Source organism: Vibrio sp. TAP-3B (assembly GCF_057784735.1).
Map to the genome: position 1 here is coordinate 340,432 of NZ_CM173495.1, position 26,186 is coordinate 366,617.

The window sequence follows — 26,186 nt, forward strand, 5'->3', positions numbered from 1 at the left end:
TGTTTTTTACGATTTTTGGCGAATTAATTGGCTAAGCATAAACAGGGATGTTGCGCTGATTACCACTGATGGGCCAGCCGGCGTATCGAAGTGCCATGATAGGCTAAGCCCCATCAGTACTGCCACAGAACCAATAATCGATGCGAACAGCGCCATCTGCTCGGGTGATGAAGAGAGCTTACGTGCAGTAGCAGCAGGGATGATCAACAAAGATGTCATGATAAGTGCGCCGACAAACTTCATTCCCACAGCGATAACGACACCGACCATGAGCATTAATATCAAGCGAACCAAATCCGTGTTGACACCTTCTATGGCTGCGAGCTCCTCACTTACCGTGCTTGATAAGAGCGGTCGCCAAAAAATATACAAACATGCACTTACGGCCACTACACCAGCGTAGATAAATATCAAGTCTTGAGGTGATACTGCCAATAAGTCGCCAAATAAGTAACTCATTAAATCAATACGGACATTGTCTAAGAAACTGACGGATACTAAGCCAACAGAAAGGGCACTATGGGCGAGGATACCGAGTAGGGTATCTGTTGCCACGAGTTGTTGTTTTTGAAGCGTCACCAATAAAACCGCTAATACTAAACAGCAAACAAGTAAAGCCAAATAAAGGTTGACGTTGAGTAGGAAACCGAGAGCAAGCCCCATTAAAGAAGCATGCGCTAATGTGTCACCAAAATAGGCCATCTTACGCCACACGACAAACGAGCCCAATGGGCCAGCAATGATCGCGATGCCGATACCAGCAAGAATCGAAGGTAAAAGAAATTCAATCATGGTGGTGATGTCCGTGTTTATGGTTGGAGCATGATGTCGCATCGCCAGTTACTGGCGTTCCGGATAAATCATGATGGTGATGTTCGTGATCGTGATGATAAAACGCGAGTGATTCTCTCGCAGCATTGCCAAATAATGCAATGTAAGAAGGGTGCTGAGTAATGGTTGCGGGGGAACCTGAGCAGCAAACATGATGATGTAAACAGATCACATCATCTGTTTTAGCCATCACTAAATGTAAGTCGTGCGATACCATAAACACTCCGCAGTCAAAGCGGTGGCGGATGCTTTCAATTAAATCATACAGGTCGATTTGGCCTTGGATATCCACGCCTTGCGCGGGTTCATCCAAAACCAAAAGTTCTGGCCGTTGAAGCAAAGCTCGTGCAAGCAACACGCGTTGGTTTTCACCACCAGAGAGGCGATGCATATTGTTACCCAACAAATGTTCGGCACCAACCAATCTCAGCGCATCAATACATTCTTGTTTACTGTATTTACCCGCTAAATTTAGAAAGCGAGTAACGCTTAATGGTAGAGAGTCATTGAGTTTCAACTTCTGTGGGACATAACCAATTTTTAGCTTTCTTTTCTTGTTTAGTGTTCCACTCGTCGGTTTTTGGAGACCTAGAATAACTTTGACTAGCGTGGATTTCCCCGCTCCATTGGGGCCGATCAGGGTTGTTATTTTCCCCTTTTCTAATTCCATACTAATATTATCGAGAACTCTGCGGCCATCGAACTCGACGCATAAGTGCTTAAGATGGACTAATGAAGGCATGAATGAAACTCATTTGCAAAATGATAATGTTATAATGTAACATTATTGCACTTTCCACACTATATCCCAAGTCATACTATGAAAAGAGCAATAATTCTTGCTGCTACTGTAATGTTAACTCTGCCAGTGCAAGCAGTAACTGTACTTACCAGTATCAAACCGATTCAGTCGCTGGTGATGGAGCTTACTCAAGGAGTCACATCGCCCGATGTATTATTACAATCTAATACATCACCACATGACTACGCATTGCGCCCATCAGATGTAAAAAAAATCGCAGCCGCTGACCTAATCATCTGGTTTGGTTATGATCTAGAACCCTTTCTCGAAAAAGTTGTGGTTGATCGAGAAAATATTTTAACAATTAGCCAAATTCCAGAGCTTGAACTGCGTGAATTTGAGAGTGGGCATAAGGATGATCACGATAGTCACGATCATGGATCTCATGATCCACACTTTTGGCTAGGGATTAACCAAGCTAAGCAAGTTGCGCGTGCTGTGACGAATAAACTGATGGCGAGCGATCCAACAAATGCGGATCAGTACCAAGAAAACCTTGCTAAGTTTGAGACACAGATCAATAAGACCGATAACAAGATAAAACAACAATTATCACCAGTGAAAAACAGAGGTTACTTTGTCTTTCACGACGCTTACGGCTACTTTGAAGAGCGCTACCAATTAAATCAACTTGGCCACTTTACGGTAAGCCCAGATCGTAAGCCCGGGGCGAAAACGCTAATTCAAATTCGTCAAAAGTTAAACTCTGGGCAGGTTGCTTGTGTGTTTTCTGAGCCTCAATTCACGCCAGCAGTTGTAGATAGCGTTATGCGTGGCAGTAACGTGGCAAAAGGTGAGCTTGATCCATTAGGCAGCACAATAGAAGTAAAACCCGGCAGTTACTTCACTTTTCTCAACAATATAGCAAATAGCTTTGAGCAGTGCTTGAGTCAAAGCAGGATTAAGTAACTTTCTTGGTAGGAGTTATCGTTTTAACGTGATCCAGCAGTAAGAATTACAACCTTTGGCAAGACGACCCTTTTTTTAGATAATAATTAAGATATCATTATCAATAATTAGCAGCCCAAAATAACGGAATAAGACAGTATTACAAAAAGCATGGAAGGTTATGGGCTGATGTGAATGAATATAAAGGTTTTTGTCTTGCTACGCCAGTTGGCCCTTACTCTAATGGGCTTCGCCATTTCATTTCAAGCATTCGCACTTCACAATGCGAATGCCATTTTTTACCCTTTGCCGACCCAGGTTAAGGGGACTTTTATTGCGGCAAAAAAATTGTTCTTAGGCGAGCAAGGTGGTTTGTGGATACATGATGTCCATGACCGAGTCTTATTCTATGATGGACAAAATATCTTTCCAAAGTCAGGCAGTTTTTTACAAACAGCGGCCAAACAAGTTGCTTATCATAAAGGCTCGTTTTGGACTTTTGTCGAAAATGAGGTTTATCAAAGCTACCCCAACGAAGAAAGACGTTTAGTCTTTAGCTTAAATCCTGGATCGCAAATAAGAAAAATTGGCTCTTCAGAGAATTATATTTGGGTCAGTGATGGCGCGCATTTCTATACCTACAACCTCGATACTAACGAACTGAACTCTTTCTCTTTATTGCAACTCTATCAGCATAGTGACAACAGCTATGTTTATATCAATGATGCTATGCTGGTTAAAAACAAATGGGCGCTTGCTACGACCTCCGGTTTTTATCTATCGGAAGGTGACAAGTTTAACCACATTGTTTCCTCTGGCCAAAACCACATCGAAAAAATTTATTACTCTGATGCGAGACGCGAGATCTTAGTTGGAACGCTAAGAGGTGCACTGATTTTCAACATTTATGAACCAGATAAAGAAGTCATCAGAATTGGAGGCTCTCATGTTTTGACTTTTGCTGAGACCAATCAAGAGTACTGGGTTGGAACAGAGCATGGTTTGTATCTGTATTCATTTTTGTCTGGAGAAGTGACAGAAGTGACTCCTGCAAGTTTTCTTGAGTTGGAGTTAGACAACACTAAAATTTACTCGCTGTTGAATGACAAGATGGGCGGAATGTGGGTCGCAACGAATCAAGGTATTCGCTATTACTCTCTATTTAGCAAAAAATTTGAACGGGTTACCTTTAGCAGTTATGACTCACAGACCTTATCGGGCCGAATTAGACAAACGGTGGTCGGGCCGGATGGCGCACTCTGGTTTGCCGATGACCGAAAGCTTTACCGTGCTGGAAAAGGTCACAATACCAATGTGATAGAGGTTGATTCACAGATCAATGAATTTGCGTTCCAAGGTAATATGCTTTGGCTTGCCACATCGGAAGGGCTGGAAATATTTGAGTTAGATAGCTTGAATAAAGTGACATTTCCTTATTTGCAAGTGATGGCCGGGCATGCTGTCGAGCATATCACTGTCGATGGTGAAGATCGGCTTTGGGTTTCGAGTGGATACCATCTGTATAATGTCGATATTAAAAAGCAAAGCGTAAGGAACCTCGGCAGTGATTGGATAGTAAGTCAATACTTACCTGCGAAGATAACTCGTTTATACGATGCTGAAGGCTTGTTATTGATTGGTACTGACCATGGTGTATATGAATACGGTAATGAAAATATTAAGTTTAATCGCTTCTCAGAGAAGTTTGGTGAATCACTAGATATGATTACAGCCGTGGATGGCAGCAAATGGTTCGCCTCGTCCTACGGTTTGTTTAAGACGGGCAATGACAGTGATGAAAAGCGTGTTTTAGACATGAGTGTGGCTAATGCTCGACCTGCCTGTATGATCAGCGATGAACAAGGTGTTTGGCTGGCGTCTTCGATTGGACTCAGTTATTACCATCTTTCTGGCGAGTTACTAAAGCATTATTCATCTGCGTCGGGGTTGATCAACAATGAGTTTCTGCCTGGGGTATGCAGTGTTATACAAGGCACAGCAGAAGGTGAGCGTGAGCTGGTTCTTGGCTCGAAGTATGGCTTGGTAAAAGCGAAGGCGTCAAAGTTGCTCCTGTCTAACCCGCCCGAATCGAGGCTCATTGTCAGTCAAGTTGTGCTCGAGAATCAAGTTTTACAAGTTGGTAGCGCTGATCTTGAAGGGGTGAAACTAGCGTACGGCTCTTCTCTGAGCTTTCTTTTTGGTGTTATGCCCAAGCCAGACAACCAGAACTTGTATTATCGATTGAACAACGATGATGCTTGGCAAGCGTTGGAAGGTGGACAACTAACGCTTGAGCACCTCAACGCAGGAGAGTATTACTTACAAGTCAGTAATGAATCTCAGGTTGCAGCCGGTTTAGTAGGGTTGGAGTCACATTTTGTTGTGCTTAAACCATGGTATTTATCTCAACTTGCGATTTTAGTCTTTATCGTTTTAACCATCACTATCATAACGTTACTCATGTATTGGCGTTCGCGTTACATTGTACAAATCAACCGTGAACTGGCAGCACAAGTGACACTAAAAACTAACCAATTAAGACACCAAAGTCGTGTGCTCTTGAGCAGTAACCATCAATTGCGTAAGCAAATTCAAGTAAGAAAATTGCTAGTGGATCATGTTGCTCAATCAATTAAATCAAGCGTTGACTTTATCGCAGCTAAATTATTGCCAGTGACTCTGGATGCAACGACGGAAGATCATCTGGCTAAAACTTACTGGCAGTTAAATGAACTAAAAAGTGTGCCTGGTGAGGCGAGTAACGGTAGCCAAAACTATAACTTAAGTCAGATAACCCAATCGGTAATTGATGTATGGCAAGACGATTTTACCAAGGCTAGAATTGTGGTCGAGCTTGAAGATGAGCGGAAAGCGAGCCGAATTGCACTCGGAAGTTTTAACTTAGATGTTATCTTTAATAGTATTTTTGCCAATATTATCAAGCGTTCATTCAGAGGCCAGACGGTCAGAATCATAGTGAAAGAGGAAAATGATGTTGTGTCATTGAGCTTTCTTGATTACGGAGTGCAGTTGCCTAATAACCTATCGACAGGACGCCCTTCCAATATATCCCCCTCAGAACCGAACATCGACCATCTCGCTCAGTTGGTGACGATCAGTGGTGGTCATTTGGCGGTGTTTACTTCTGACGCCCAAAATAAAATAGAGATCACGTGGCCAATTGCAAAAGAACTGAGCCATGTAGATGACCCCTTGCCTGAGCTCGAAGCAAAACATCCCACAGAAGAAAAGGTGACCCCAGAGAAGGAGTGGCTACAAAAAGTTTATCAATTGGTTGCTGAGCATTATCATGATCCGGATTTTGGTACGGCTCTAGCAGCTAAAATGCTATTTATGTCTGAACGCAGTTTACAAAGGCGCTTTAAATCCGCTTCGTCAAGAACGTTACAAGATTATTTAACAGAAGTTCGTTTAGAAATGGCGTGCGAGCAGTTACTGGCTGGCGAAAAAATCAGCGAAGTGGCGTTCAATTGTGGCTTTAATGCTCCATCTTACTTTAGCCAAAAGTTTAAATTACATTTTGGTTTACCACCTTCAAAATTTGCTGTGACTCAGGAAAGCCCATAAGCAAACTAAAAACTCAGCTCTTATCTCTCTTATTTTTATACACTCTAGTTATTGAATTAACGAACTATACCGAAAGCAGAAGCGTAATGTTGACGCTTCAGGTCTATCGGTATTTGCAAGTCTCCTTTTTTAACCAAAGTATCTCATGTCCAATGATACAAGCCTATAGTCCCCCCTCGTTAACGCACCACCGCTCCTCTGGAAGTCTCAGTAGGATAAGTGCTAAGGCAGTATTAAGTTAAGATAGGGTCAAGCTTAGCTAACCTTTGTATGCTGTGGACTAAGTCGCTGTACTTAACACCCCAGTCCATAAACAATATTTGAAGTCAGACCTAAGGTCTAAGCATATAGCACGGAGCGAGTAACCACTATTTCTATAGTGGTGCTTCCTTCTGCCCATATCACTATTATCGCAGTGTGTGGCCTTCTATGGGGAGAATAAGAGAGCATTGAATAGATACTGGGTTTGGTCGATATTTGAATGATTGAATTTGAATAAAAAATAAGAAGAGTCTAAGTACTAGGGGTTGGTCGGGAAGAAAAAAATATCGTGGTATAGCCGGGGGACTATACCACGGGTGTCAATGACACCTTCGCTTGCTGCCGGAGTGACATGTTGCCATGCCACCTCTGGAATTAATTTAAGAGGTTGCCCTCTCGATGGATTAACTATACGAGAGGTTACTTATTTTTCTTATAAAAATAACGACATATTGATATTAGAAAAGCGACAATATTTAATTTTTTATTTAAGTTGCTGTTTTTATTGGCTTTTAAAATTTTATGTTGATTTTTATTACACTTTTGTTTCAGTGTGCCAGTTTCATAAACGTCAATTTTGACGTAAATGACGAGAAGAAACTTGACGGAGTTGACGTCTTAAACTGCGAAAGCATTTATGAAATCTTTGATTTCACACAATGAATGCAAGAAGGGAGAGGAGTAATATTGTCGTCCAAATTATTAAATAACAATGTTTCTCATTATCAATACTCATAAGGGCCACTATGAAGTTATCAGATATTAAACCTGGCGATACGGTGACAATAAGGTTGTTAGATGGTCTTTCATCGGATATCAGAAAAAAGCTTATGGTAATGGGGCTGCTTCCTAATACTGAAGTTAAAGTGATTCGACGGGCGCCGATGGGCGATCCATTACAAGTAGAAGTACGTGGTGTATCTGTGGCACTGAGAGGAACCATTGCTCAAAAAGTTGAAGTGGAGAGAATGTAATGCAATATCAAATTCTCACTGTAGGTAACCCGAATAGCGGTAAAACCACTTTATTTAATGGCTTAACTGGAGCTAAGCAGCAAGTTGGTAATTGGGCGGGTGTCACTGTTGAAAAAAAAACAGGTCAGTTTAAGCATGCAGGTGACGAATTCTTGCTCACAGACCTTCCGGGTATTTACTCTTTAGACAGTGGTAATGATAGTAACAGCATTGATGAATCAATCGCTTCGCGAGCGGTATTAACACATACAGCCGATTTAATTATTAATGTGGTGGATGCGACAAGTTTAGAGCGTAGCTTATATATGACGTTACAGCTTCGCGAACTCGGCCGCCCGATGATTGTTGTCCTCAACAAGATGGATGCGCTAAAACGTGAACGTCAAATGATTAACGTTTCAGAGCTTGAGAAAACGTTAGGTTGTCCTGTAGTAAGTTTATCTGCAACCAATAAAACTCAAGTTGCAGAGTTTAAAGAAAAGCTTCATAAGTCCATCGTTCAAGGAGTCGCGCTTAAAGAGATATCTTTGCATTACGGTGAGAAGATGGAGTCGGCGATCCAAACTATTTCCGCACTTTTTAATGATCAAACCGTCGCCCATCGTGCATTAGCGATTCGTGCGCTTGAAAAAGACACGATGGTTCTCAATAGCCTTTCCGATGTTGATAGAAGCAAAGTATTGGACGTCATTGCGACTTTAGGTTTGGATATCGATTTGCACGTCGCGGATACCAAGTACACGCATTTGCATGAACAGTGTAAAAAAGTGCGCCGAAGCGAAGGCAAATTAAGCCGTAGCGTAACTGAAAAACTCGATCAGTTTATTTTGAACAAGTGGATTGGGATCCCATTCTTCTTTGTTGTTATGTACCTGATGTTCATGTTCTCGATTAATATCGGTAGTGCATTTATCGACTTTTTTGACATCGGTGTAGGCGCATTACTGGTTGATGGTGGTCACCACCTTCTTGACGATCATTTACCGATATGGCTTGTTACCGTTATTGCTGATGGGCTAGGCGGAGGCATCCAAACTGTCGCTACCTTTATCCCGGTTATTGCGTGTTTGTACTTGTTCCTCGCGGTTCTTGAAAGTTCTGGTTATATGGCGCGTGCGGCATTCGTGCTCGACAAAGTGATGCAAAAAATCGGTTTGCCAGGTAAAGCCTTTGTTCCACTGGTTCTTGGTTTCGGTTGTAACGTACCGTCAATTATGGCGACGCGGACATTAGATCAAGAGCGAGAGCGTAAACTGGCAGCGTCGATGGCTCCATTTATGTCGTGTGGTGCACGTCTACCTGTGTATGCGTTGTTTGCTGCTGCTTTCTTCCCAGGATCTGGTCAAAATGTCGTGTTTGCGCTTTACTTACTCGGTATTGTCGCTGCAGTGTTTACTGGTTTGTTCCTGAAACATACGCTCTACCCAGGCAGTAGTGACAGCATGGTAATGGAAATGCCGAATTATGAACTGCCAACCGTACAAAACGTTGTCATCAAAACATGGCAGAAGCTGAAGCGCTTCGTATTGGGGGCAGGGAAAACCATCGTAATCGTTGTTGCCATTCTGAGTTTTCTCAACTCAATAGGCACCGACGGTAGTTTTGGTAACGAAGACAGTGAAAAATCTGTGTTGTCAAAAGCCGCACAAGTCGTGACGCCAATCTTTGCACCAATCGGTATTCAAGAAGATAACTGGCCGGCAACCGTCGGCATTATTACCGGTATTTTTGCCAAAGAGGCCGTCGTGGGAACGCTCAATAGCCTATACACCACGCCAACTGATGGCGACGAAGGGGAGTTTGACTTGATGGGTAGCTTAGAGGACGCGTTTATGAGTATTCCTGAGAATCTTGTTGGTTTAAGTTACTCTGATCCTTTAGGTATTGATGTTGGCGACCTAGCCGATTCTCATGCAGTCGCAGAGGAGCAAGAAATCGATGAATCGATCTTTGGTAACATAAAAGAGAAATTTGTTTCTGGTCATGCTGCTTTTGCGTACCTTATTTTTATCTTACTTTACACTCCTTGTGTGGCTGCGATGGGGGCTTATGTTCGTGAGTTTGGCAATAACTTCGCGCGCTTTATCGCGGTATGGACGATGGGGCTCGCTTACTTGAGCGCGACTTTCTATCATCAGCTTATGCATTTCGCTGATAGCCCTATCACCAGCGGCGTTTGGATTGCCGTAATTGTTGCGATTTTCTTTGGCACGTATCGCGTTTTCAAGCGCGTAGGCAAGAAACATCAAGGCGAGTTTGAGGCGCAAGTTGTATGATTTTAACAGAGCTTTATCAATATATTGCCGAAAAAGGCACGGTTTCCCAATCTGAACTAGCAAAGCAGTTCGGAATGAGTGAAGACGGGGCAGACGCCATGTTAAGTGTGTGGATTAACAAAGGTCGTATTTCTCGCTTGGTAGATACAAATAAAGCTCATCATATAACGCGGATACGCTATGCAGTCACAAAGCACGATGGTTTGTCACTTACCGTAACCATGTAGTAGACAGTAAACTGTCGTGCACAAACAACAAAGCCGCATCAGCAATGATGCGGCTTTTTAGTCTCTGGCTAAACCGAAAGTTATATAACGGTTACGCTTTACGAAAGATAGAGCTTAACGACAGCACATTGCGAATTCGGTTAAGAATCTCTTCCTGTTCTTCGTCAGTACGGAACTCGCCTTGGGTGTTGCCCCAAACAGGGCCTGGCCAAGCAACATCATCCTTAAAGCGCGCAATATGGTGAATATGCAATTGTGGAACCATGTTACCCAAAGCGCCAAGGTTTAACTTGTCTGGGCGGAATGTCGCTTCCAGTGCTTGGCTTACCGCTTGAGATTCGAGCAAAAACTGTTGTTGCTCTTGCATTGGCAAGTGGTGAAGCTCTTTCAAATTTGCGCGTTTAGGCACCAAGATAACCCATGGCACAGCATTGTCTTTATGTAGAAGTGCAACGCAAAGCAGGAAGTGGCCGATCACAGTGGTGTCTTTTGCCAGTTGAGGATGAAGTTCAAAACTCATGGTTGTTTTCCAATTTATTTTATTGGGATTAGTATACGTCAGATAAAACAAAGGTTGACGTTTTCACGCCAACCTTGGTGATCATTAAGCTTTAGCTATTTGAGTTGTAGACTAAAGTTGCTTACATGCGCTCTAGTGTATCAATACCTAGTAGAGATAGACCTTGCTTAATGGTCTTTGCCGTAAGTGCTGCAAGTTTCAGGCGGCTTTGTTTTACCGTTTCGTCTTCAGCAATGAGGATAGGGCAAGCTTCGTAGAAGCTAGAGAACTGACCTGCTAGTTCGAATAGGTAGCTACACATGATGTGTGGTTGACCTTCACGAGCGACAGATTGAACCGCTTCTTCAAACTGCATAAGCTTAGCGATAAGCGCTTTCTCTTTTTCGTCAGTGATTTTGATTTCACCTTGGATAGCGTCCATAGCAACGCCAGCTTTAGCAAAAATAGAGGCAACACGAGTGTACGCGTACTGCATGTATGGTGCAGTGTTGCCTTCAAACGCTAGCATGTTGTCCCAATCAAAGACGTAATCCGTGGTACGGTGCTTAGATAGATCAGAGTACTTAACCGCGGCCATTGCCACTGTTTTAGAGATCTTCTCTTTCTCTTCTGTACTCAACTCTGAGTTTTTAGATTCGATCAGTTTAGCTGCACGCTCTTCTGCTTCATCCAAAAGGTCAGCCAAACGAACAGTACCACCAGAACGAGTTTTAAATGGACGACCATCTTTACCCAGCATCATCCCGAATGCGTGGTGCTCAAGAGAAACCGATTCAGGAACATAGCCCGCTTTACGAACGATAGTCCATGCTTGCATAAGGTGCTGGTGCTGACGTGAATCAATGAAATAAAGCACACGATCTGCGCCTAGATTTTCGTAACGGTATTTCGCACACGCGATATCTGTGGTTGTGTATAGGAAGCCGCCGTCGCGTTTTTGAACGATAACGCCCATCGCTTCGCCATCTTTATTTTTGTATTCATCTAGAAATACCACTTGCGCGCCATCATCTTCCACCGCAAGGCCTTGCTCTTTAAGGTCCGCAACGATCTTAGGCAGCATGTCGTTGTACATGCTTTCGCCCATTACGTCGTCACGAGTCAGTGAAACGTTGAGACGATCGTAGTTGCGCTGGTTTTGGATCATGGTGACGTCAACGAGTTTCTTCCACATTTGTGCGCAGTACTCGTCACCACTTTGCAGTTTGACTACGTAGTTACGCGCTTTTACGGCGAATTCTTCATCTTCATCATAAAGCTTTTTCGATTCACGGTAGAACGCTTCTAGGTCAGCCAGTTCCATCGAAACTTCGCCAGACTCTTGCTGTACACGCTCAAGGTTGGCGATAAGCATGCCGAACTGTGTGCCCCAGTCACCGATGTGGTTGGCACGAATTACTTTGTGGCCAAGGAACTCAAGCGTACGGACTACAGCATCACCGATGATGGTTGAACGCAGATGGCCCACGTGCATTTCTTTTGCCACGTTTGGCGCTGAGTAGTCAGCAACAATGGTTTGCGCTTTTTCTTTAGCTACGCCAAGACGAGCGTCTGCTAGTGCTGCGTCTGCTTGTTTTGCAAGGAATTCTTCGCTTAGGAAAATGTTAATGAAACCAGGTCCTGCGATTTCTGTTTTACTCGCAATACCGTCTAGGTCTAGAACATCCAGGACTTTCTGTGCAAATTCTCGAGGGTTAGTACCCAGTTTTTTAGCAACGCCCATTACGCCGTTTGCTTGGTAGTCACCAAATTGTGGCTTTGCTGATTGACGAACCGCCGCAGGGCTGCCTGCAGGTGCGCCAGCGGCTTCTAGAGCCTGAGATACTTTGTCATTAATAAGTGCTTGGATATTCACACGCGTTTCCTTCAATTCAAGGACGAAAAACTCGGCAAAATTGGGCGCCGAGTTCTGTTGGAGTTCACAAAAATGGGGCTAATGATAACAACTTTATTGATTTTCATACAGAGAGGATTTGGGTAAATTTTTACTTTTTCGATTGAATGGAAATGTCACTCTATTTACGTTTATTATTACGCCCAAAATAGAGATAAGAATTGCCCGAAAAGAGAACAGCATGACCACTCCACTCGTTGAAAAACGCTTAACTCCTGAATTGATGATCCAAGACTTAGATGCCTTTATGTCAAAGGTTGAAGTGCTCGCTGAAATATTGAAGCTCGATCTACATTTGGCTCAAGCCGATCACATCGCCTTACGCATCAATGATGCGAACACCGCAAAGGCTGCTCATGAGGCGTGGATGCCGTACGGTAAGGTGATTTCCCAAGCTCAAATCAATGGTCGGCCAATTATTGTCATTGAATTTGATAAAGCGTTGGAAAGCCGTGGGTGGAAGATTGAGTGCTTAGAGTTGCCATACCCAGCTGAAGGAAAAGTCTACCCAGTTGAGAGTTGGGAGCACGTGGAGTTTGTGATTCCATCATATGCCGAAACCGCAGATGAGTTTCTGCATGATCTGAAACATACTTATCCGAGTTTTGGAGCACAGGTTGAGAAACTTGATGAACTGGGTGTAAAGATCAAACTCTCTAGCCCGAAAGGCGAGGGGGAGCGTCTACATAACCCGACCGTAGCATTTAAGTACCAAGGTTTGTGTATCAAGCTTCACCCACACTCTCTTAAGCGTATTGTGGAATCGGAACGAGCATGATTTAGAGCTTGCTTGTTGTGAGCGCGTAATAAATAGGAGCAGCTTGCAAACTTATCACACGCTCACCTCTGACTTCCTGAGCCTTATCGAAAAGTCTATGCGGCTCGATGACGACTGTTACAGAATCACGGTTTTGTTGCCGTAAACAAAAACGTGGTCGTTGAGTACTTTATTCAGCGCTCTACTCAATACGTTCTTCTCAACATCGCGTCCTGCTTGCGCCATATCTTGAGCGCTCAAGGTATGATCGACTGGAATCACATCTTGCTTAATAATTGGGCCTTCATCTAAGTCATTGGTCACAAAGTGCGCGGTAGCTCCAATGATTTTCACGCCGCGGTCGTACGCTTGCTGATAAGGTTTTGCGCCGATAAAAGCAGGCAAGAAACTGTGGTGAATATTAATGATCTTATGATGATACTTTTCTACAAATGCTGGTGTAAGCACGCGCATGTATTTTGCTAGTACCAAAAAATCCGCCTTGTACTGACTGATCACTGCTGACATTTTTTGTTCGTGTTCTTCACGAGTCAAACCTTCATGTGTGACATAGTGATAAGGGATATCGAAACGTTCGGTCAGTGTTTGTAATTTGTCGTAGTTACCGACAACAGCAGCGATTTCGATATCTAGACTTCCATCATAATTCTTCATCAAAATATCGCCCAAACAGTGCGCTTCTTTCGTAACGAGGATCACGATACGCTTGCGGCGAGAGCCCACCAATTTGTGCTTCGCACCTTGTGGTAGCGCTTGGTCTAAATCGGCAAGAAACGTTTGATCGTTGAAGTACCCCTCCAACTCCGTTCGCATGAAAAAGTGCCCACTGGTATTATCAACAAATTCGTTATTGTGAACGATGTTGAGTTGGTGTTTGTAACAGATATTCGTGATTTTTGAGATTAGGCCCGGAGCGTCAGAGCAATGGGTCAACAGTGTTTTCTTTTCCATAAATCAGGTACTTCCATGCATTAATTATTTTCGCGTACGAAATGTTTGTTATCCCTTATCGGATTAATCGTACTGCCATCTTTGACCATAAATAATCTATTCTTACGTCGGTTTCAACAAAATATCCGTGTGTCGCCGCAAGCGGGTGTAGTTGTGGGCTGATGTCACTCCTATTCCTCTGGTATACTCTCAACACTTTTTCAAACCAGATATCAGACATGATCGCAAAAACTTTTTCCTCTGATGGTGCGTTGGGCAAGGCCATTCCTGGCTTTCAGGCTCGTCAGCCACAAATCGATATGGCAGAAGCCGTCAGTCGCGCGATCAAAGAACAAAACCAACTGGTGGTTGAAGCGGGAACAGGAACAGGCAAAACCTTTGCATACCTTGTCCCCGCGTTATTAAGTGGTAAAAAAGTGATCATCAGTACGGGGTCGAAAAACTTGCAAGAGCAGTTATACCATCGTGACCTACCGCTGATGGTCAATGCGCTGGGTTTTTATGGCCAAGTGGCATTATTGAAAGGCCGTTCAAACTATCTGTGTTTGGATCGCTTGAGCCGCCAAATGATCGAAAGCCACACTAATGAATCTGACCCGACGCTGTTAACCCAACTGGTTAAAGTACGAGCTTGGTCGTCAGAAACCAAAACTGGTGATCTTGGTGATTGTGATGATCTGCCAGAAGACAGCATGATCATTCCAACCATCACTTCAACTAATGATAATTGTTTGGGTAAGGAGTGCCCGAGCTACACCGATTGCTTTGTATTGAAAGCGCGTAAGCGAGCCATGGACTCTGATATTGTCGTGGTAAACCATCACTTGTTCCTCGCTGATTTGGCGATCAAAGAAACAGGGTTTGGCGAACTGATTCCAGAAGCCGACGTGTTTATTTTTGATGAGGCTCATCAGTTACCGGATATTGCCAGCGAATACTTCGGCCAGTCAGTTTCAAGCCGCCAAATTCACGATCTCGCCAAAGACATTGAAATTGCTTATCGCACCGAAGCAAAAGACATGCGCCAATTGCAAAAAGTGGGCGACAAACTCATGCAAAGTGCGATGGATATGCGGATTGTACTGGGTGAGCCTGGCTTTCGTGGCAACTGGCGTGAGGCGTTGCAATCAGAATCCATTAAGCGAGAATTGTTGCGCTTAACCGATAGCCTTGAATTGGCGATCGATGTTCTCAAAATAGCCCTAGGGCGCAGTCAGTTACTGGATACCGCCTTTGAGCGTGCTAATTTGATTAAAGGCAGAATAAATCGAGTTTGTGATGTCGACATCACAGGGTATTCATATTGGTTTGATACGTCACCTCGTCATTTTACTTTGCATATCACGCCGCTTTCGGTCGCCGACAAGTTTCATGAGCAAATAGAGATTAAACAAGGCGCATGGATTTTTACCTCGGCGACCTTGGCGGTATCGGGTGACTTTAAACATTTTACTGATCGTCTTGGTCTGAAGCCTACACAGCAGTTTTCATTGCCGTCCCCCTTTGATTACCAAAAGCAAGCGCGCTTGTGTGTGCCTCGGTACTTACCAGAACCAAACAGCAATGGTTTAGCGGATAAACTGGTCAAAATGCTTGCTCCGGTGATTGAAGAAAACGATGGTCGTTGTTTCTTCTTATGTACGTCCCATAGCATGATGCGTGAACTGGGTGAAAAGTTTCGTGAAGTACTTGATTTGCCAGTGCTGATGCAAGGGGAAATGAGCAAACAGAAGACGCTTGCAGAGTTCATGGAGTTGGGTAACGCTTTACTGGTGGCGACGGGCGCTTTTTGGGAAGGGATTGATGTTAGAGGTGATGCGCTGAGCTGTGTTATTATCGATAAATTACCGTTTACCGCCCCTGATGATCCATTGCTTAAAGCCCGAATCGAAGATTGTCGGTTACGCGGCGGTGAGCCATTTGCAGAAGTGCAAGTTCCGGATGCCGTGATTACGTTAAAGCAGGGAGTAGGGCGATTAATTCGAGATCAAAAGGATCACGGTGCGTTGATCATTTGTGATAATCGCCTCGTCACGCGAGATTACGGTGGTGTTTTCCTTGGAAGTTTGCCTCCCATCCCAAGAACGCGAGATTTAGATGGAATCAAAGCATTCCTAAAAACCGAACAATCTGTCACAGACGCAAGTGCTGAGGCATAACCCAATAAATGAGAGTTGTAGAGAGTTAAATGAGCGCAAAAATTCTTGCTATCGATACCGCAACAGAAAACTGTTCAGTTGCCCTATTGGCTAATGATCAAGTGATTTCACGCAGTGCGATTGCGCCACGTGATCACACCAAAAAAGTACTGCCAATGGTTGATGAAGTACTCAAAGAAGCAGGTCTGACTCTACAAGAGCTAGACGCGCTAGCATTTGGACGTGGTCCAGGTAGTTTTACTGGCGTTCGTATCGGTATTGGTATTGCCCAAGGTTTAGCATTTGGTGCTGAGCTACCCATGATTGGTGTGTCAACATTGGTGGCGATGGCTCAAGGTAGCTATCGTTTGCATGGTGCGACTGATGTCGCTGTGGCCATTGATGCGCGCATGAGTGAAGTTTACTGGGCGCGCTATTCTCGTCAAGAGAATGGTGAATGGGTTGGTATTGATGAAGAATGTGTTATTCCACCATCTCGCCTAACTGAAGAAGCACAAACAGATGACAAAACGTGGACGACAGCAGGTACGGGTTGGGATGCATACCAAGAAGCGTTAGCAGACCTACCGTTTAATTTGACTCGTGGCGAGGTTCTGTACCCTGATTCACAAGACATCGTGATTCTTGCTGAACAAGAATTTAAAAAGGGTAATACCGTGCCGGTAGAAGATTCGAGCCCTGTTTATCTGCGTGATAATGTGACATGGAAAAAACTTCCGGGCCGCGAATAATCCGTTTTCATTAACATAATAAAAAGCAGGGTATTTGCCCTGTATTTTAATGGAGCGTTATGGCGTCGATTAATGGCTTACCTCCTTCACTGGCCCCTAGTGCGAATCGCAGCAATAAAGTCAGCAAAAAGAAGCAGGTAAATAAATCACAAACAAAGCAACCTGTCGGTCAGCCTTCAAAGGTCGCTAATGCCGTGGCGCATTCCATAAAACACATGGATGAGTCCCAAATTCACCGAGCTCAAGTGCAATATGACCTTCCCGAAGGAAGCGCACGTAAAGCGATGGAACAGTACATGGATATCATGAATCGAGCTAAAAAAGAGGAACTGGCTCAGTTACTTGGTGTCGATATTTACGTGTGAGATTTCCTCTGCTTGGGATTACTAATAGTGAAAGGTGGTTTATGAAAGTTTTTGGACGATTTTTTCTCGCGTTATTTGCTGCGGTTACTTTGTCTGCGTGTAGCTCGTTGCCTGAGGAGCTAAATGCCAGCACAGAACAAGTCGTTACTGATTATAAAGCTTTCGCTGAGTCTCAGGGGCAAGTGAGTGAAGATGTTCGCCTTGGCGGAATCATCGCAAAAGTGGATAACTTCAAAGCTAAAACCCGTCTAGAGATCGTAAACCTACCAATCAATAAATCGGGTAAACCGGATATTGATCAAGAGCCAATGGGACGCTTTATTGCTTATTTTGATGGTTATTTAGAGCCTGTCGCCTTTAGTGAAGGCCGTTTGGTGACGGTGGTAGGCAAAGGCGCCGGAGAAGAAGAAGGAAAGGTTGGTGAACACCAATACGTATTCCCGATCATTAAAGGGCAAGGGTACCGTTTGTGGAAAATTGAAGAACGTGTCCGCATGTATGACTCACCAACTTACTTTTACCCGTGTTACTCAATCAATTGCCGCATGTGGCGTAATGATTTTCCACAAGACGGTAAAGTGATAAAACAGGTCAAATAATCTGTGATACATGAGCGTCAATTCAAGCTTCCTGCCGGAAAAATGGCAGCCCTAGAGATAGGGAACGAAAAAACGGCTGACCTGTCAGTCGTTTTTCTTCATGGATGGTTAGATAATGCGGGCAGCTTTAAAGCACTCATGGAACAGTTGAATCAACTTCACCCTCACTTACACCTTCTTGCCATTGATCTGTTTGGTCACGGTTGGTCTAGCCATAAATCTCACGATAATTATTACCCCTTTCACGACTATATTGCCGATTTATATCAGTTGTTGGATGAATTATCACCAAACAGACTGATATTAGTAGGGCATTCACTTGGTGCTTTAATCGCAAGTTGCTATAGTGCTGCGTTTCCAGAGCAGGTCGAAGCTCTTGTGCAAATTGAGGGAGCGGGTCCTCTTACTGAAGATCCTGCTAACAGTTTGCCTCGTCTTCGTGATGGCGTTTTAAGTCGAGTAAGACAGCACAACAAGCCAGAGCGAAGCATTACCTCCTTCGATCTGGCGTTAAAATTACGCATGCAAGCCAACCAACTAACCGCTGAGCAGCTTCTGCCGATAGTCGAGCGTGGAACTGAGCTGCGAGGAGATAAATGGTATTGGCGGCATGATACCAAGTTAAAGTGTGCGTCGCTTTACCGAATGGCGCAAACGCATGCTAACTCGATTACCAGCCAAATACGTTGCCCTCATTTGATCGTATTAGGCGATCAAGGATTTCAGAATTTACCATCTAACCCAGTTTATTGGGGAGAGAATCCACCGCAAGTAGTTTCTATCGAGGGTGGTCATCACTGTCATTTAGAGCAAATACTCGAGGTTGCAACGCGAATTCTTGGTGTAGTTAACAAAATTTAAACAAGTGTTTGAGAGTTGCGTGCTCAAGCACGTTCGCTGTGCTGTAATAGCTTTCAAAATAAAAAGGACGCTATTTTTTAGCCAGTTATAAACGAGGAGTAACATCGTGGATAAACCATGGCTTTCACGTTATCCAAGTGACGTACCTGAAACCATTAATCCAGAGCAATATGAGTCTTTGGTAGAAATGTTTGAGCAGTCTGTACAAAAATATGCAGACCAACCGGCATTCATGAACATGGGCTCGGTTATGACCTTCCGTAAATTGGAAGAGCGTAGTCGCGCATTTGCAGCGTATCTGCAAAACGAGTTAAAACTGCAAAAGGGTGACCGCGTTGCTCTAATGATGCCAAACCTACTGCAATACCCAGTGGCGTTGTTTGGTATTTTGCGGGCAGGTTGTATCGCCGTCAACGTTAACCCACTTTACACTCCTCGTGAACTTGAACACCAATTGAATGACTCAGGTGCGACGACGATTGTGATTGTGTCTAACTTTGCCAACACACTTGAGCAAATTGTCGATAAAACACCAGTCAAACACGTAGTGTTAACCAGCCTTGGTCAAATGCTGCCACGCGCGAAAGGCACGGTTGTCGATTTTGTCGTGAAGTACGTTAAGGGCATGGTACCTAAGTACGATTTACCTGGTGCGATCTCAATGCGTCAGGCATTGCGTAAAGGTCGTCGTCTACAATACGTTAAACCGTTTATGTCTGGGGATGACATCGCATTCCTACAATATACAGGTGGTACGACAGGCGTCGCGAAAGGTGCAATTCTTACACACCGTAATATGATTGCGAACGTTCTACAGGCGAAAGGCGCGTACGGACCGGTTTTATCTCCGGGCCGTGAATTGGTCGTGACAGCGCTACCGCTGTATCACGTATTTGCTCTTACCGTAAACTGCTTACTGTTTATCGAAATGGGTGGTCGTAACCTACTTATTACGAACCCTCGAGATATTCCAGGGTTCGTAAAAGAGTTACAAAAACATCCGTTTACTGCGATTACAGGCGTGAACACCTTATTTAATGCACTGGTTAACAACGAAGATTTCCACGAGTTGGATTTCAGCAACCTACGGTTAGCCGTCGGTGGTGGTATGGCTGTGCAGCGCTCAGTGGCAGAAAGATGGCAGAAGACCACCGGTTGTTATCTACTAGAAGGTTACGGTCTAACCGAGTGTTCTCCATTGGTTGCGGCATACCCGCATGATCTTGTTGAGTACAACGGCTCTATCGGTTTACCTGTGCCATCAACAGAAGTTCGAATTGTGGACGAAGAAGGCAACGCACTTCCAAATACTGAAACCGGTGAGCTTCAAGTTCGTGGCCCTCAGGTGATGCAAGGTTATTGGCAGCGCCCTGAAGCAACGAAAGACACGATCAACGAAGACGGCTGGTTATCCACCGGTGATATCGTTAAGTTCGATGACGAAGGCTTCCTACATATAGTTGACCGTAAGAAAGACATGATCTTAGTGTCTGGCTTCAACGTTTACCCGAACGAAATTGAAGAGGTGGTTGCATTGCATGGTAAAGTGCTCGAGGTTGCAGCCATTGGTCAGCCACATGAAGTGTCAGGCGAATTAGTTAAGATCTACGTCGTAAAACGCGATCCGAGCTTGACTAAAGACGAAGTGATTACACATTGTCGTCAACATTTAACAGGCTACAAAGTGCCTAAGTTGGTCGAGTTTCGTGAAGATCTGCCTAAGACCAACGTTGGTAAGATCTTACGTCGTGTTCTTCGTGAAGAGAATGATGCCGAACAGGCCAAGAAGAGCGCTTAAGCCGATTTCGTTGAGTCGAGATAATTAAAAAATGATAGAATGCCAGCGTTTTGCTGGCATTTTTTATAGCGAGAAGTATGTGAATTATAAAATTATTATTAAAAACAAAGAACTAGAAGATGTTTGCGCTCAAGCCAGAGATGCAGACGTAGTCATGTTGGATACCGAATTCGTTCGTATTCGAACTTTCTATCCTCAACTAGGTCTGATTCAGCTTTTCGATGGTAAACATCTTTCATTGATTGATCCGACTGAACTGACAGACATGACACCGTTTGTCGATTTGCTGAAAGATACTTCTGTACTAAAAGTTCTGCATGCTTGCGGTGAAGATCTAGAAGTCTTTCAAAATGCTTTCGGTTGTACCCCATTTCCAATGGTCGATACTCAGTTGATGGCGGCTTTTCTTGGTCATGGTTTATCTACGGGCTTTGCAACCCTAGTGGACGAATATCTTGGGGTAGAGCTTGATAAGAGTGAATCACGTACTGATTGGATGGCGCGTCCACTGACACAAAAGCAACTTGATTATGCTGCCGCAGATGTTCATTACCTACTACCACTTTACGAAAAATTATTGGATAACGTCACTGAAGCAGGCTGGTGGGGTGCGGTTCAACAAGAAAGTGACTTGTTGGTTTCTAAGCGTATCCGTGAAATCAATGAAGAAAATGCCTACCTCGATATTAAAGGCGCTTGGCAGCTTAAGCCTTCAGAGTTGGCCGTTTTAAAGCCACTGGCGACATGGCGTTACCGCGAAGCAATCAAACGAGATTTAGCACTAAACTTTATTTTTAAAGAAGGCGACTTGCTGACGGTGGCTCGCCTCGGTCTGACTAGTTTTAAAACGATGGAAGCCGAAGACATCGATGTCCGCGCGATCAATCGCCATGGTGCAAGGATTGCTGCGATCGTGAAGCAAGCGAGACAGACGCCTGTGGATGAATATCCACCTAAGATTGAGCGATTAATGGACTGTACGGGCTACAAGCAAGTCTTCAAAAATATGAAAGACATAGTGAAATCGGCGTCGCAGAAGTCTGGCTTAGCAACGGAGTTCCTTGCTTCTAAAAAGCAGATCAATCAATTAATCAGTTGGGCTTGGAAAAAAGAACGTGATCCAGAAATAGTACCAGATTTAATGAAAGGTTGGCGCTTTGAGCTATTGGGCGAACAGATGAATAAAGCGTTGAAGTAATCGCAAACTAAAAAGGTTGACCATAGCGTCAACCTTTTTTGAATCACATGAGACCGTCAATCGATGAGCCTAGAGGAGAGCTGGGCGATATATCTTGAGAAAATAAAGACAAGTTACTTGCACAGCGTCTTTACAACACCCAGTAGTAACTTACTTCTCGTCGTCAGGTAACTTCACGTTCAGCTCAAGAACAGAGATATCATCGTCTTTGTGCTCAAACGTCAAATCGACCATATTCGGGTCAATCGCCACGTACTTGCTGATCACCTTCAAGATATCCTCTTTTAATTGAGGCAAGTAAGAAGGCGCGGGATCATTTTGGCTGCGGCGCTCCGCAACAATGATTTGTAAACGCTCTTTAGCTAGATTCGCAGAAGTTTTCTTCTGTGGGCGGAAAAATTCTAATAGTGACATGTCTAGCCTCCAAACAGTCGTTTAAAGAGTCCTTTCTTTTCCTCGGTAAGGAAACGAAATTCAACCTGATTGCCTAATAAGCGATCAACAGTGTCAGAATAAGCCATACCCGCATCAGTATTTTCATCAAAAGTGACAGGCACACCTTTGTTAGATGCGTTAAGCACTGCTTGGCTTTCTGGAATCACGCCCAATAGTGGAATGTGTAAGATATCTTCTACGTCCTCAACGCTCAGCATCTCGCCTAGAGTGACTCGAGATGGGTTGTAGCGAGTCAGCAGCAAATGTTGCTTCACTGGCTCTAGCCCTTGTTCTGCGCGCAGAGACTTAGAATCTAAGATGCCTAAAATGCGATCAGAGTCGCGAACAGAAGACACTTCAGGGTTGGTGGTTACAATTGCTTCATCGGCGTAGTAAAGCGCCATGAGTGCGCCTTGCTCGATACCGGCTGGTGAGTCACAAATAATGAAGTCAAAGCCCATTTCATCTAGCTCACTAAACACGCGCTGTACGCTATCTTTGGTTAGGGCTTCTTTATCGCGTGTTTGTGACGCTGGAAGAATGAACAGGTTGTCTGTGCGTTTATCTTTTATCAGCGCTTGGTTCAATGTCGCTTCACCGTTAATGACATTCACAAAGTCATACACAACACGACGCTCACAACCCATGATGAGATCGAGGTTGCGCAAACCGATATCAAAATCGATCACCGCGGTCTTATTTCCCTTCAGAGCTAGACCAGAGGCGATGGCTGCGCTTGAAGTGGTTTTACCAACGCCGCCTTTACCAGACGTTACTACAATAATGCGTGCCATTTTTTTTCCTTTTTAGACTAAATCGCGAGTACTTCTAAATGTAATGAGTTTTCGGCTTTACTGATCATTATTTTCTTTTGCCAGTACTCACTCTCAATTTGATCGCTTAACCAGTAGTCACCTGCAATGGATACTAGTTCCGCTTGTAAGTCGTGGCAAATAATACGTGCTTCCTGCTGGCCACTTGCCCCAGCAATCGCTCGGCCTCTCAAAGTACCATGGATATGAATCGAACCATCGGCTATCACTTCAGCGCCAGCGCTAACGTGCGCGAGGACGACTAAATCGCCGTCTTTAGCGTAGATTTGCTGCCCAGAGCGAACTGGTGTTCGTACCACTTTGGTTGGCGCCATTTCCGCTGGTGCTTGGCTTGGTGATTTGCTCGCCGACATGATCGCGAAGCCGGCTTCGGAAGCAAGATTTTGTACACGTTTATCTTTACAGCCCGTTACACCGACCGGAATAAAACCCGCATCCGCAATGCCCTGTTTAAGCGTTGGGAAATCAATATCGCCTTGTACTTTTGCTATATTGATTACCAAAGGCGCTGATGCAAAAAAAGAAGGTGCTTGAGATACTTTTATTTGCAAAAATTCGATAGTCTTTGTGATCTCATTGTCAGAAAGGTGTAAAACTGACAAAGTAAAACTGCTACCTTTAAGGTCTGGTGAATAGGTCATCGTGGACTTCTTGCCTTTGTTGAAAGAGCGTTGCCTTAAACTAGGTCTGTCATGTTATATTTCATCCTTTGACGCAGCAAGTTCTCTCGCGGGCAAATAGGTGAATTAATCCCAAATTTGCTATTAAGTTTGCGAGAATTTGACGTTTATAACTCAATCCGCACTCAAAGCGGCTAAATCAGCATAAAAGGCGTGTCATGCTTTGTTCTATTTATAAAAGCTCAAAAAAAGAAGGTACTTATCTCTATATTCCTAAAAAGGATGATTTTTCACAGGTTCCTGACACCTTAATGCAGATGTTCGGTAAGCCTATCGCTGTCATGACGATTAAACTTGATGGCCGTAAATTGGCACAAGTTGATATCGAAAAAGTGAAGGCTTCATTGCAAAATGACGGCTTCTTTTTGCAGGTTCCGCCTCCGCCGGAAAACTTACTAGAAAAGTACAAAGAACAAAAAGCCCAGCAGAAAGGCGAATAACGTCATCGTTTTTCATCTGGGATTTCTGCCTTGCTCAAGGAGGGCAATATGAAAAAAATACTGGCTACCATGCTTAGCGTTGGTGTGTGTACCTCGGCTTTTGCAAGTAGCGAGGGCTTCGATGAATACTTGAATAAGCTGCGTGCTGAAGCGCGTGATAAAGGTATCTCAGAGCAGGTCATTAGTGCTGCTTTTGCGAATGTTGAGTACAAACCTCGAGCAGTAAAAGCGGACCGAAACCAACCAGAGAAGAAACTGACGCTGGATGAATACATTCCTCGCGCGGTGCCCGAATGGAAGGTGAAGCAAGCCAGAGAGTTATACAAAGAGTATGACACCGAGCTAAAGCGTATAGGCGATGAGTATGGTGTGCAGCCTCGCTTTATCGTGGCGCTGTGGGGGGTAGAAAGTAACTTTGGTAAATTTACCGGTAACTTCAAAGTGATTGACGCGCTATCAACCATGGCATTTGAAGGTCGTCGTGAAGCATTTTTCCGTAAAGAAACCATGTCGGCATTGCAGATCCTCGATCAAGGCCATATTGAACTAGAAAACTTCAAGGGGTCATGGGCTGGTGCGATGGGGCAATGTCAGTTTATGCCAAGCTCTTTTCTTCGTTTTGCCGCTGACGGCAACGGGGATGGTAAAAAAGACATTTGGCAATCTGAAGCCGACGTGTTTGCCTCTACTGCTAACTATTTGAGCAAGTCCGGCTGGGATGACAAATACACTTGGGGTCGCCAAGTGAAAGTCCCTAAAGGCATTGATCGTAGCTTAGAAGGGCGCACGGCTGAAAAAGGTAAATACCTTCAGGAGTGGAGCAAACTTGGCATCACAAAATACGACGGTAGTCCGTTGCCAAAACTGGATGAAGACATCAAAGCATGGTTGATCATGCCGGATGATGAAAATGGTCGTACGTATTTGGTTTACAATAACTACAACGTACTGATGAAGTGGAACCGCTCTTACTACTTCGCACTCGCCGTGAGTCACTTGGCTGACCGGATAAAATATTAAGTTAGTATCAAGTCTTCGTTCATAAGGGCTCCTTTCGGAGCCTTTTTAGTCTCTGAATATGGTTACTTTTTGGTGTGGAACTGTTCGCAAGCAAGCATAGTGTTCTCAATTAAGCTTGCCACTGTCATTGGCCCAACGCCACCCGGTACGGGGGTAATAAAGCTAGCGCGTTCACGTGCCTTATCGTACTCCACATCGCCCACTAACTTACCTGTTTCAAGACGGTTGATACCTACATCAACGATAACGGCACCTTCTTTAATCCACTCACCAGGAATGAAGTTTTGCTTACCAACCGCGACGACAACAATCTCTGCTTGGCGGACATGGCTTTCCAGATCTTTGGTGAATCGGTGACACGTCGTGGTTGTGCAACCAGCAAGAAGCAGTTCAAGCGTCATGGGACGGCCAACAATGTTTGATGCGCCAACAACCACGGCATGTTTGCCACGCAGCTCAATATTGTAACGGTCGAGTAGGGTAATGATGCCTTTTGGTGTACAAGAGCGAAGCTTAGGAATTCGCTGAGCAAGGCGGCCGACGTTGTATGGATGGAAGCCATCGACGTCTTTTTCTGGATGAATGTGCTCTAAAACGTGCGTAGTATCGATACCTGCTGGCAAGGGTAATTGAACTAAAATGCCGTCAATGTCATCATCGTTGTTCAATTCATCAATCAGTGCTAACAGTTCTTCTTCAGGGGTAGATGCAGGAAGGTCAAAAGACTTAGAAACAAACCCCACCTCTTCACATACGCGGCGCTTACTGCCTACATAAACTTGTGAAGCAGGATCTTCACCAATTAGAACCACGGCAAGACCTGGAGCACGCAACCCAGCTTCAACACGAGCTTTAACCCGTGCTGCAACCTCGGAACGAACCGTTTGGGAAATGAGAGTTCCGTCTATATTTTGAGCAGTCATGACTTTCCTTATAAATTTAAAAGGCAAATTATTTGCCGCGCATTGTCGCAGAAATTCGATTTAACATCCATACGCAAACGTTTGCCTTGTGGCGTTTTTGAACATCTTTCGTTTTGGTGTCCTTTTTTTAGGCACTCAGATCATAATGTCAGTA

General features: G+C 44.2%; 24 protein-coding genes. 15 read left to right on the forward strand and 9 right to left on the reverse strand.

Annotated elements, in window-relative coordinates:
• Window positions 1-6 precede the first annotated feature (6 nt).
• On the reverse strand, window positions 7-792 hold the full coding sequence (gene znuB / locus AC3D28_RS01730; protein WP_488535333.1) for a zinc ABC transporter permease subunit ZnuB: 786 nt from the start codon (window positions 790-792) through the stop codon (window positions 7-9).
• Window positions 785-1,573, reverse strand: coding sequence for a zinc ABC transporter ATP-binding protein ZnuC (gene znuC, locus AC3D28_RS01735; protein ID WP_098416176.1), 789 nt, complete (start codon window positions 1,571-1,573; stop codon window positions 785-787). The genes znuB and znuC overlap by 8 nt, the downstream gene beginning before the upstream one ends.
• A 78-nt stretch (window positions 1,574-1,651) precedes the next feature.
• Here znuC and znuA point away from each other — a divergent pair, with 78 nt between their 5' ends.
• From znuA to AC3D28_RS01760, 5 genes are all read left to right on the forward strand, one after another.
• Window positions 1,652-2,542 (forward strand): zinc ABC transporter substrate-binding protein ZnuA, encoded by an 891-nt coding sequence (znuA, locus tag AC3D28_RS01740; RefSeq protein ID WP_488535334.1) that lies wholly within the window; start codon window positions 1,652-1,654, stop codon window positions 2,540-2,542.
• Between the two features lie 195 nt (window positions 2,543-2,737).
• Window positions 2,738-6,109, forward strand: a complete 3,372-nt coding sequence (locus AC3D28_RS01745; RefSeq protein WP_488536033.1) for a helix-turn-helix domain-containing protein — start codon at window positions 2,738-2,740, stop codon at window positions 6,107-6,109.
• 1,007 nt (window positions 6,110-7,116) lie between these two features.
• Window positions 7,117-7,344, forward strand: a complete 228-nt coding sequence (locus tag AC3D28_RS01750; protein ID WP_098416172.1) for a FeoA family protein — start codon at window positions 7,117-7,119, stop codon at window positions 7,342-7,344.
• Entirely contained in the window at window positions 7,344-9,620 is a 2,277-nt protein-coding gene (gene feoB / locus AC3D28_RS01755; RefSeq protein WP_488535335.1) for a Fe(2+) transporter permease subunit FeoB, read from the forward strand. Before AC3D28_RS01750 ends, feoB begins: the two co-directional genes overlap by 1 nt.
• Window positions 9,617-9,847 (forward strand): FeoC-like transcriptional regulator, encoded by a 231-nt coding sequence (locus tag AC3D28_RS01760; protein ID WP_098416170.1) that lies wholly within the window; start codon window positions 9,617-9,619, stop codon window positions 9,845-9,847. The genes feoB and AC3D28_RS01760 overlap by 4 nt, the downstream gene beginning before the upstream one ends.
• 91 nt (window positions 9,848-9,938) lie before the next feature.
• On the opposite strand, the gene AC3D28_RS01765 is transcribed toward AC3D28_RS01760, so the two are convergent.
• Both AC3D28_RS01765 and argS read right to left on the reverse strand, forming a co-directional pair.
• Window positions 9,939-10,367: an HIT family protein gene (locus tag AC3D28_RS01765; RefSeq protein ID WP_179885701.1), complete on the reverse strand. Its 429-nt coding sequence runs from the start codon at window positions 10,365-10,367 to the stop codon at window positions 9,939-9,941.
• A gap of 121 nt (window positions 10,368-10,488) precedes the next feature.
• Window positions 10,489-12,222, reverse strand: coding sequence for an arginine--tRNA ligase (gene argS, locus AC3D28_RS01770; RefSeq protein ID WP_098416168.1), 1,734 nt, complete (start codon window positions 12,220-12,222; stop codon window positions 10,489-10,491).
• Window positions 12,223-12,442: 220 nt separating this feature from the next.
• Between argS and AC3D28_RS01775 the strand changes: the two genes are divergently transcribed.
• Window positions 12,443-13,039: a VOC family protein gene (locus AC3D28_RS01775; protein WP_488535336.1), complete on the forward strand. Its 597-nt coding sequence runs from the start codon at window positions 12,443-12,445 to the stop codon at window positions 13,037-13,039.
• Window positions 13,040-13,156: 117 nt separating this feature from the next.
• Here AC3D28_RS01775 and purU read toward each other — a convergent pair whose 3' ends face one another.
• Window positions 13,157-13,990, reverse strand: a complete 834-nt coding sequence (gene purU, locus AC3D28_RS01780) for a formyltetrahydrofolate deformylase (protein ID WP_488535337.1) — start codon at window positions 13,988-13,990, stop codon at window positions 13,157-13,159.
• 218 nt (window positions 13,991-14,208) lie between these two features.
• Between purU and yoaA the strand changes: the two genes are divergently transcribed.
• From yoaA to rnd, 7 genes are all read left to right on the forward strand, one after another.
• Window positions 14,209-16,149, forward strand: coding sequence for a DNA repair helicase YoaA (yoaA, locus tag AC3D28_RS01785; protein ID WP_488535338.1), 1,941 nt, complete (start codon window positions 14,209-14,211; stop codon window positions 16,147-16,149).
• Window positions 16,150-16,178: 29 nt separating this feature from the next.
• Window positions 16,179-16,880, forward strand: coding sequence for a tRNA (adenosine(37)-N6)-threonylcarbamoyltransferase complex dimerization subunit type 1 TsaB (tsaB, locus tag AC3D28_RS01790; RefSeq protein ID WP_488535339.1), 702 nt, complete (start codon window positions 16,179-16,181; stop codon window positions 16,878-16,880).
• A 59-nt stretch (window positions 16,881-16,939) separates the two neighbouring features.
• On the forward strand, window positions 16,940-17,245 hold the full coding sequence (locus AC3D28_RS01795) for a chromosome partitioning protein ParA (protein WP_488535340.1): 306 nt from the start codon (window positions 16,940-16,942) through the stop codon (window positions 17,243-17,245).
• Between the two features lie 41 nt (window positions 17,246-17,286).
• Window positions 17,287-17,844: a Slp family lipoprotein gene (locus AC3D28_RS01800; RefSeq protein ID WP_488535341.1), complete on the forward strand. Its 558-nt coding sequence runs from the start codon at window positions 17,287-17,289 to the stop codon at window positions 17,842-17,844.
• A 6-nt stretch (window positions 17,845-17,850) separates the two neighbouring features.
• Complete coding sequence (locus tag AC3D28_RS01805; protein WP_488536034.1) at window positions 17,851-18,705, forward strand: alpha/beta fold hydrolase; 855 nt, start codon at window positions 17,851-17,853, stop codon at window positions 18,703-18,705.
• 106 nt (window positions 18,706-18,811) lie between these two features.
• Window positions 18,812-20,503 (forward strand): long-chain-fatty-acid--CoA ligase FadD, encoded by a 1,692-nt coding sequence (gene fadD / locus AC3D28_RS01810; RefSeq protein WP_488535342.1) that lies wholly within the window; start codon window positions 18,812-18,814, stop codon window positions 20,501-20,503.
• A gap of 79 nt (window positions 20,504-20,582) precedes the next feature.
• Entirely contained in the window at window positions 20,583-21,701 is a 1,119-nt protein-coding gene (gene rnd, locus AC3D28_RS01815; protein ID WP_488535343.1) for a ribonuclease D, read from the forward strand.
• Between the two features lie 150 nt (window positions 21,702-21,851).
• On the opposite strand, the gene minE is transcribed toward rnd, so the two are convergent.
• The 3 genes from minE to minC are packed head-to-tail and all read right to left on the reverse strand — an operon-like array spanning window position 21,852 to window position 23,610.
• A complete protein-coding gene (gene minE, locus AC3D28_RS01820; RefSeq protein ID WP_005396037.1) occupies window positions 21,852-22,115 on the reverse strand; it encodes a cell division topological specificity factor MinE in 264 nt (87 codons plus the stop codon).
• Window positions 22,116-22,117: 2 nt separating this feature from the next.
• Window positions 22,118-22,930: a septum site-determining protein MinD gene (gene minD, locus AC3D28_RS01825; protein ID WP_098416159.1), complete on the reverse strand. Its 813-nt coding sequence runs from the start codon at window positions 22,928-22,930 to the stop codon at window positions 22,118-22,120.
• A 17-nt stretch (window positions 22,931-22,947) separates the two neighbouring features.
• Window positions 22,948-23,610 (reverse strand): septum site-determining protein MinC, encoded by a 663-nt coding sequence (minC, locus tag AC3D28_RS01830; RefSeq protein ID WP_488535344.1) that lies wholly within the window; start codon window positions 23,608-23,610, stop codon window positions 22,948-22,950.
• Window positions 23,611-23,807: 197 nt separating this feature from the next.
• Between minC and AC3D28_RS01835 the strand changes: the two genes are divergently transcribed.
• Complete coding sequence (locus AC3D28_RS01835) at window positions 23,808-24,089, forward strand: YcgL domain-containing protein (RefSeq protein WP_005382303.1); 282 nt, start codon at window positions 23,808-23,810, stop codon at window positions 24,087-24,089.
• Between the two features lie 48 nt (window positions 24,090-24,137).
• Window positions 24,138-25,109 carry a lytic murein transglycosylase gene (locus AC3D28_RS01840; RefSeq protein ID WP_488535345.1) on the forward strand — a complete coding sequence of 324 codons (972 nt, stop codon included), beginning with the start codon at window positions 24,138-24,140 and terminating at the stop codon, window positions 25,107-25,109.
• A 62-nt stretch (window positions 25,110-25,171) separates the two neighbouring features.
• Here AC3D28_RS01840 and folD read toward each other — a convergent pair whose 3' ends face one another.
• A complete protein-coding gene (folD, locus tag AC3D28_RS01845; RefSeq protein ID WP_488535346.1) occupies window positions 25,172-26,032 on the reverse strand; it encodes a bifunctional methylenetetrahydrofolate dehydrogenase/methenyltetrahydrofolate cyclohydrolase FolD in 861 nt (286 codons plus the stop codon).
• Window positions 26,033-26,186 lie beyond the last annotated feature (154 nt).

Excerpts from the sequence above, each read along its gene's own strand:
- minE (WP_005396037.1), bottom strand. The coding sequence starts at position 22,115 with ATGTCACTATTAGAATTTTTCCGCCCACAGAAGAAAACTTCTGCGAAT.
- AC3D28_RS01840 (WP_488535345.1), top strand. The coding sequence starts at position 24,138 with ATGAAAAAAATACTGGCTACCATGCTTAGCGTTGGTGTGTGTACCTCG.
- AC3D28_RS01750 (WP_098416172.1), top strand. The coding sequence starts at position 7,117 with ATGAAGTTATCAGATATTAAACCTGGCGATACGGTGACAATAAGGTTG.
- AC3D28_RS01800 (WP_488535341.1), top strand. The coding sequence starts at position 17,287 with ATGAAAGTTTTTGGACGATTTTTTCTCGCGTTATTTGCTGCGGTTACT.
- znuA (WP_488535334.1), top strand. The coding sequence starts at position 1,652 with ATGAAAAGAGCAATAATTCTTGCTGCTACTGTAATGTTAACTCTGCCA.
- minC (WP_488535344.1), bottom strand. The coding sequence starts at position 23,610 with ATGACCTATTCACCAGACCTTAAAGGTAGCAGTTTTACTTTGTCAGTT.
- AC3D28_RS01760 (WP_098416170.1), top strand. The coding sequence starts at position 9,617 with ATGATTTTAACAGAGCTTTATCAATATATTGCCGAAAAAGGCACGGTT.
- znuC (WP_098416176.1), bottom strand. The coding sequence starts at position 1,573 with ATGCCTTCATTAGTCCATCTTAAGCACTTATGCGTCGAGTTCGATGGC.
- feoB (WP_488535335.1), top strand. The coding sequence starts at position 7,344 with ATGCAATATCAAATTCTCACTGTAGGTAACCCGAATAGCGGTAAAACC.
- folD (WP_488535346.1), bottom strand. The coding sequence starts at position 26,032 with ATGACTGCTCAAAATATAGACGGAACTCTCATTTCCCAAACGGTTCGT.
- tsaB (WP_488535339.1), top strand. The coding sequence starts at position 16,179 with ATGAGCGCAAAAATTCTTGCTATCGATACCGCAACAGAAAACTGTTCA.
- minD (WP_098416159.1), bottom strand. The coding sequence starts at position 22,930 with ATGGCACGCATTATTGTAGTAACGTCTGGTAAAGGCGGCGTTGGTAAA.
- AC3D28_RS01775 (WP_488535336.1), top strand. The coding sequence starts at position 12,443 with ATGACCACTCCACTCGTTGAAAAACGCTTAACTCCTGAATTGATGATC.
- znuB (WP_488535333.1), bottom strand. The coding sequence starts at position 792 with ATGATTGAATTTCTTTTACCTTCGATTCTTGCTGGTATCGGCATCGCG.
- yoaA (WP_488535338.1), top strand. The coding sequence starts at position 14,209 with ATGATCGCAAAAACTTTTTCCTCTGATGGTGCGTTGGGCAAGGCCATT.
- AC3D28_RS01795 (WP_488535340.1), top strand. The coding sequence starts at position 16,940 with ATGGCGTCGATTAATGGCTTACCTCCTTCACTGGCCCCTAGTGCGAAT.
- purU (WP_488535337.1), bottom strand. The coding sequence starts at position 13,990 with ATGGAAAAGAAAACACTGTTGACCCATTGCTCTGACGCTCCGGGCCTA.
- AC3D28_RS01765 (WP_179885701.1), bottom strand. The coding sequence starts at position 10,367 with ATGAGTTTTGAACTTCATCCTCAACTGGCAAAAGACACCACTGTGATC.
- AC3D28_RS01835 (WP_005382303.1), top strand. The coding sequence starts at position 23,808 with ATGCTTTGTTCTATTTATAAAAGCTCAAAAAAAGAAGGTACTTATCTC.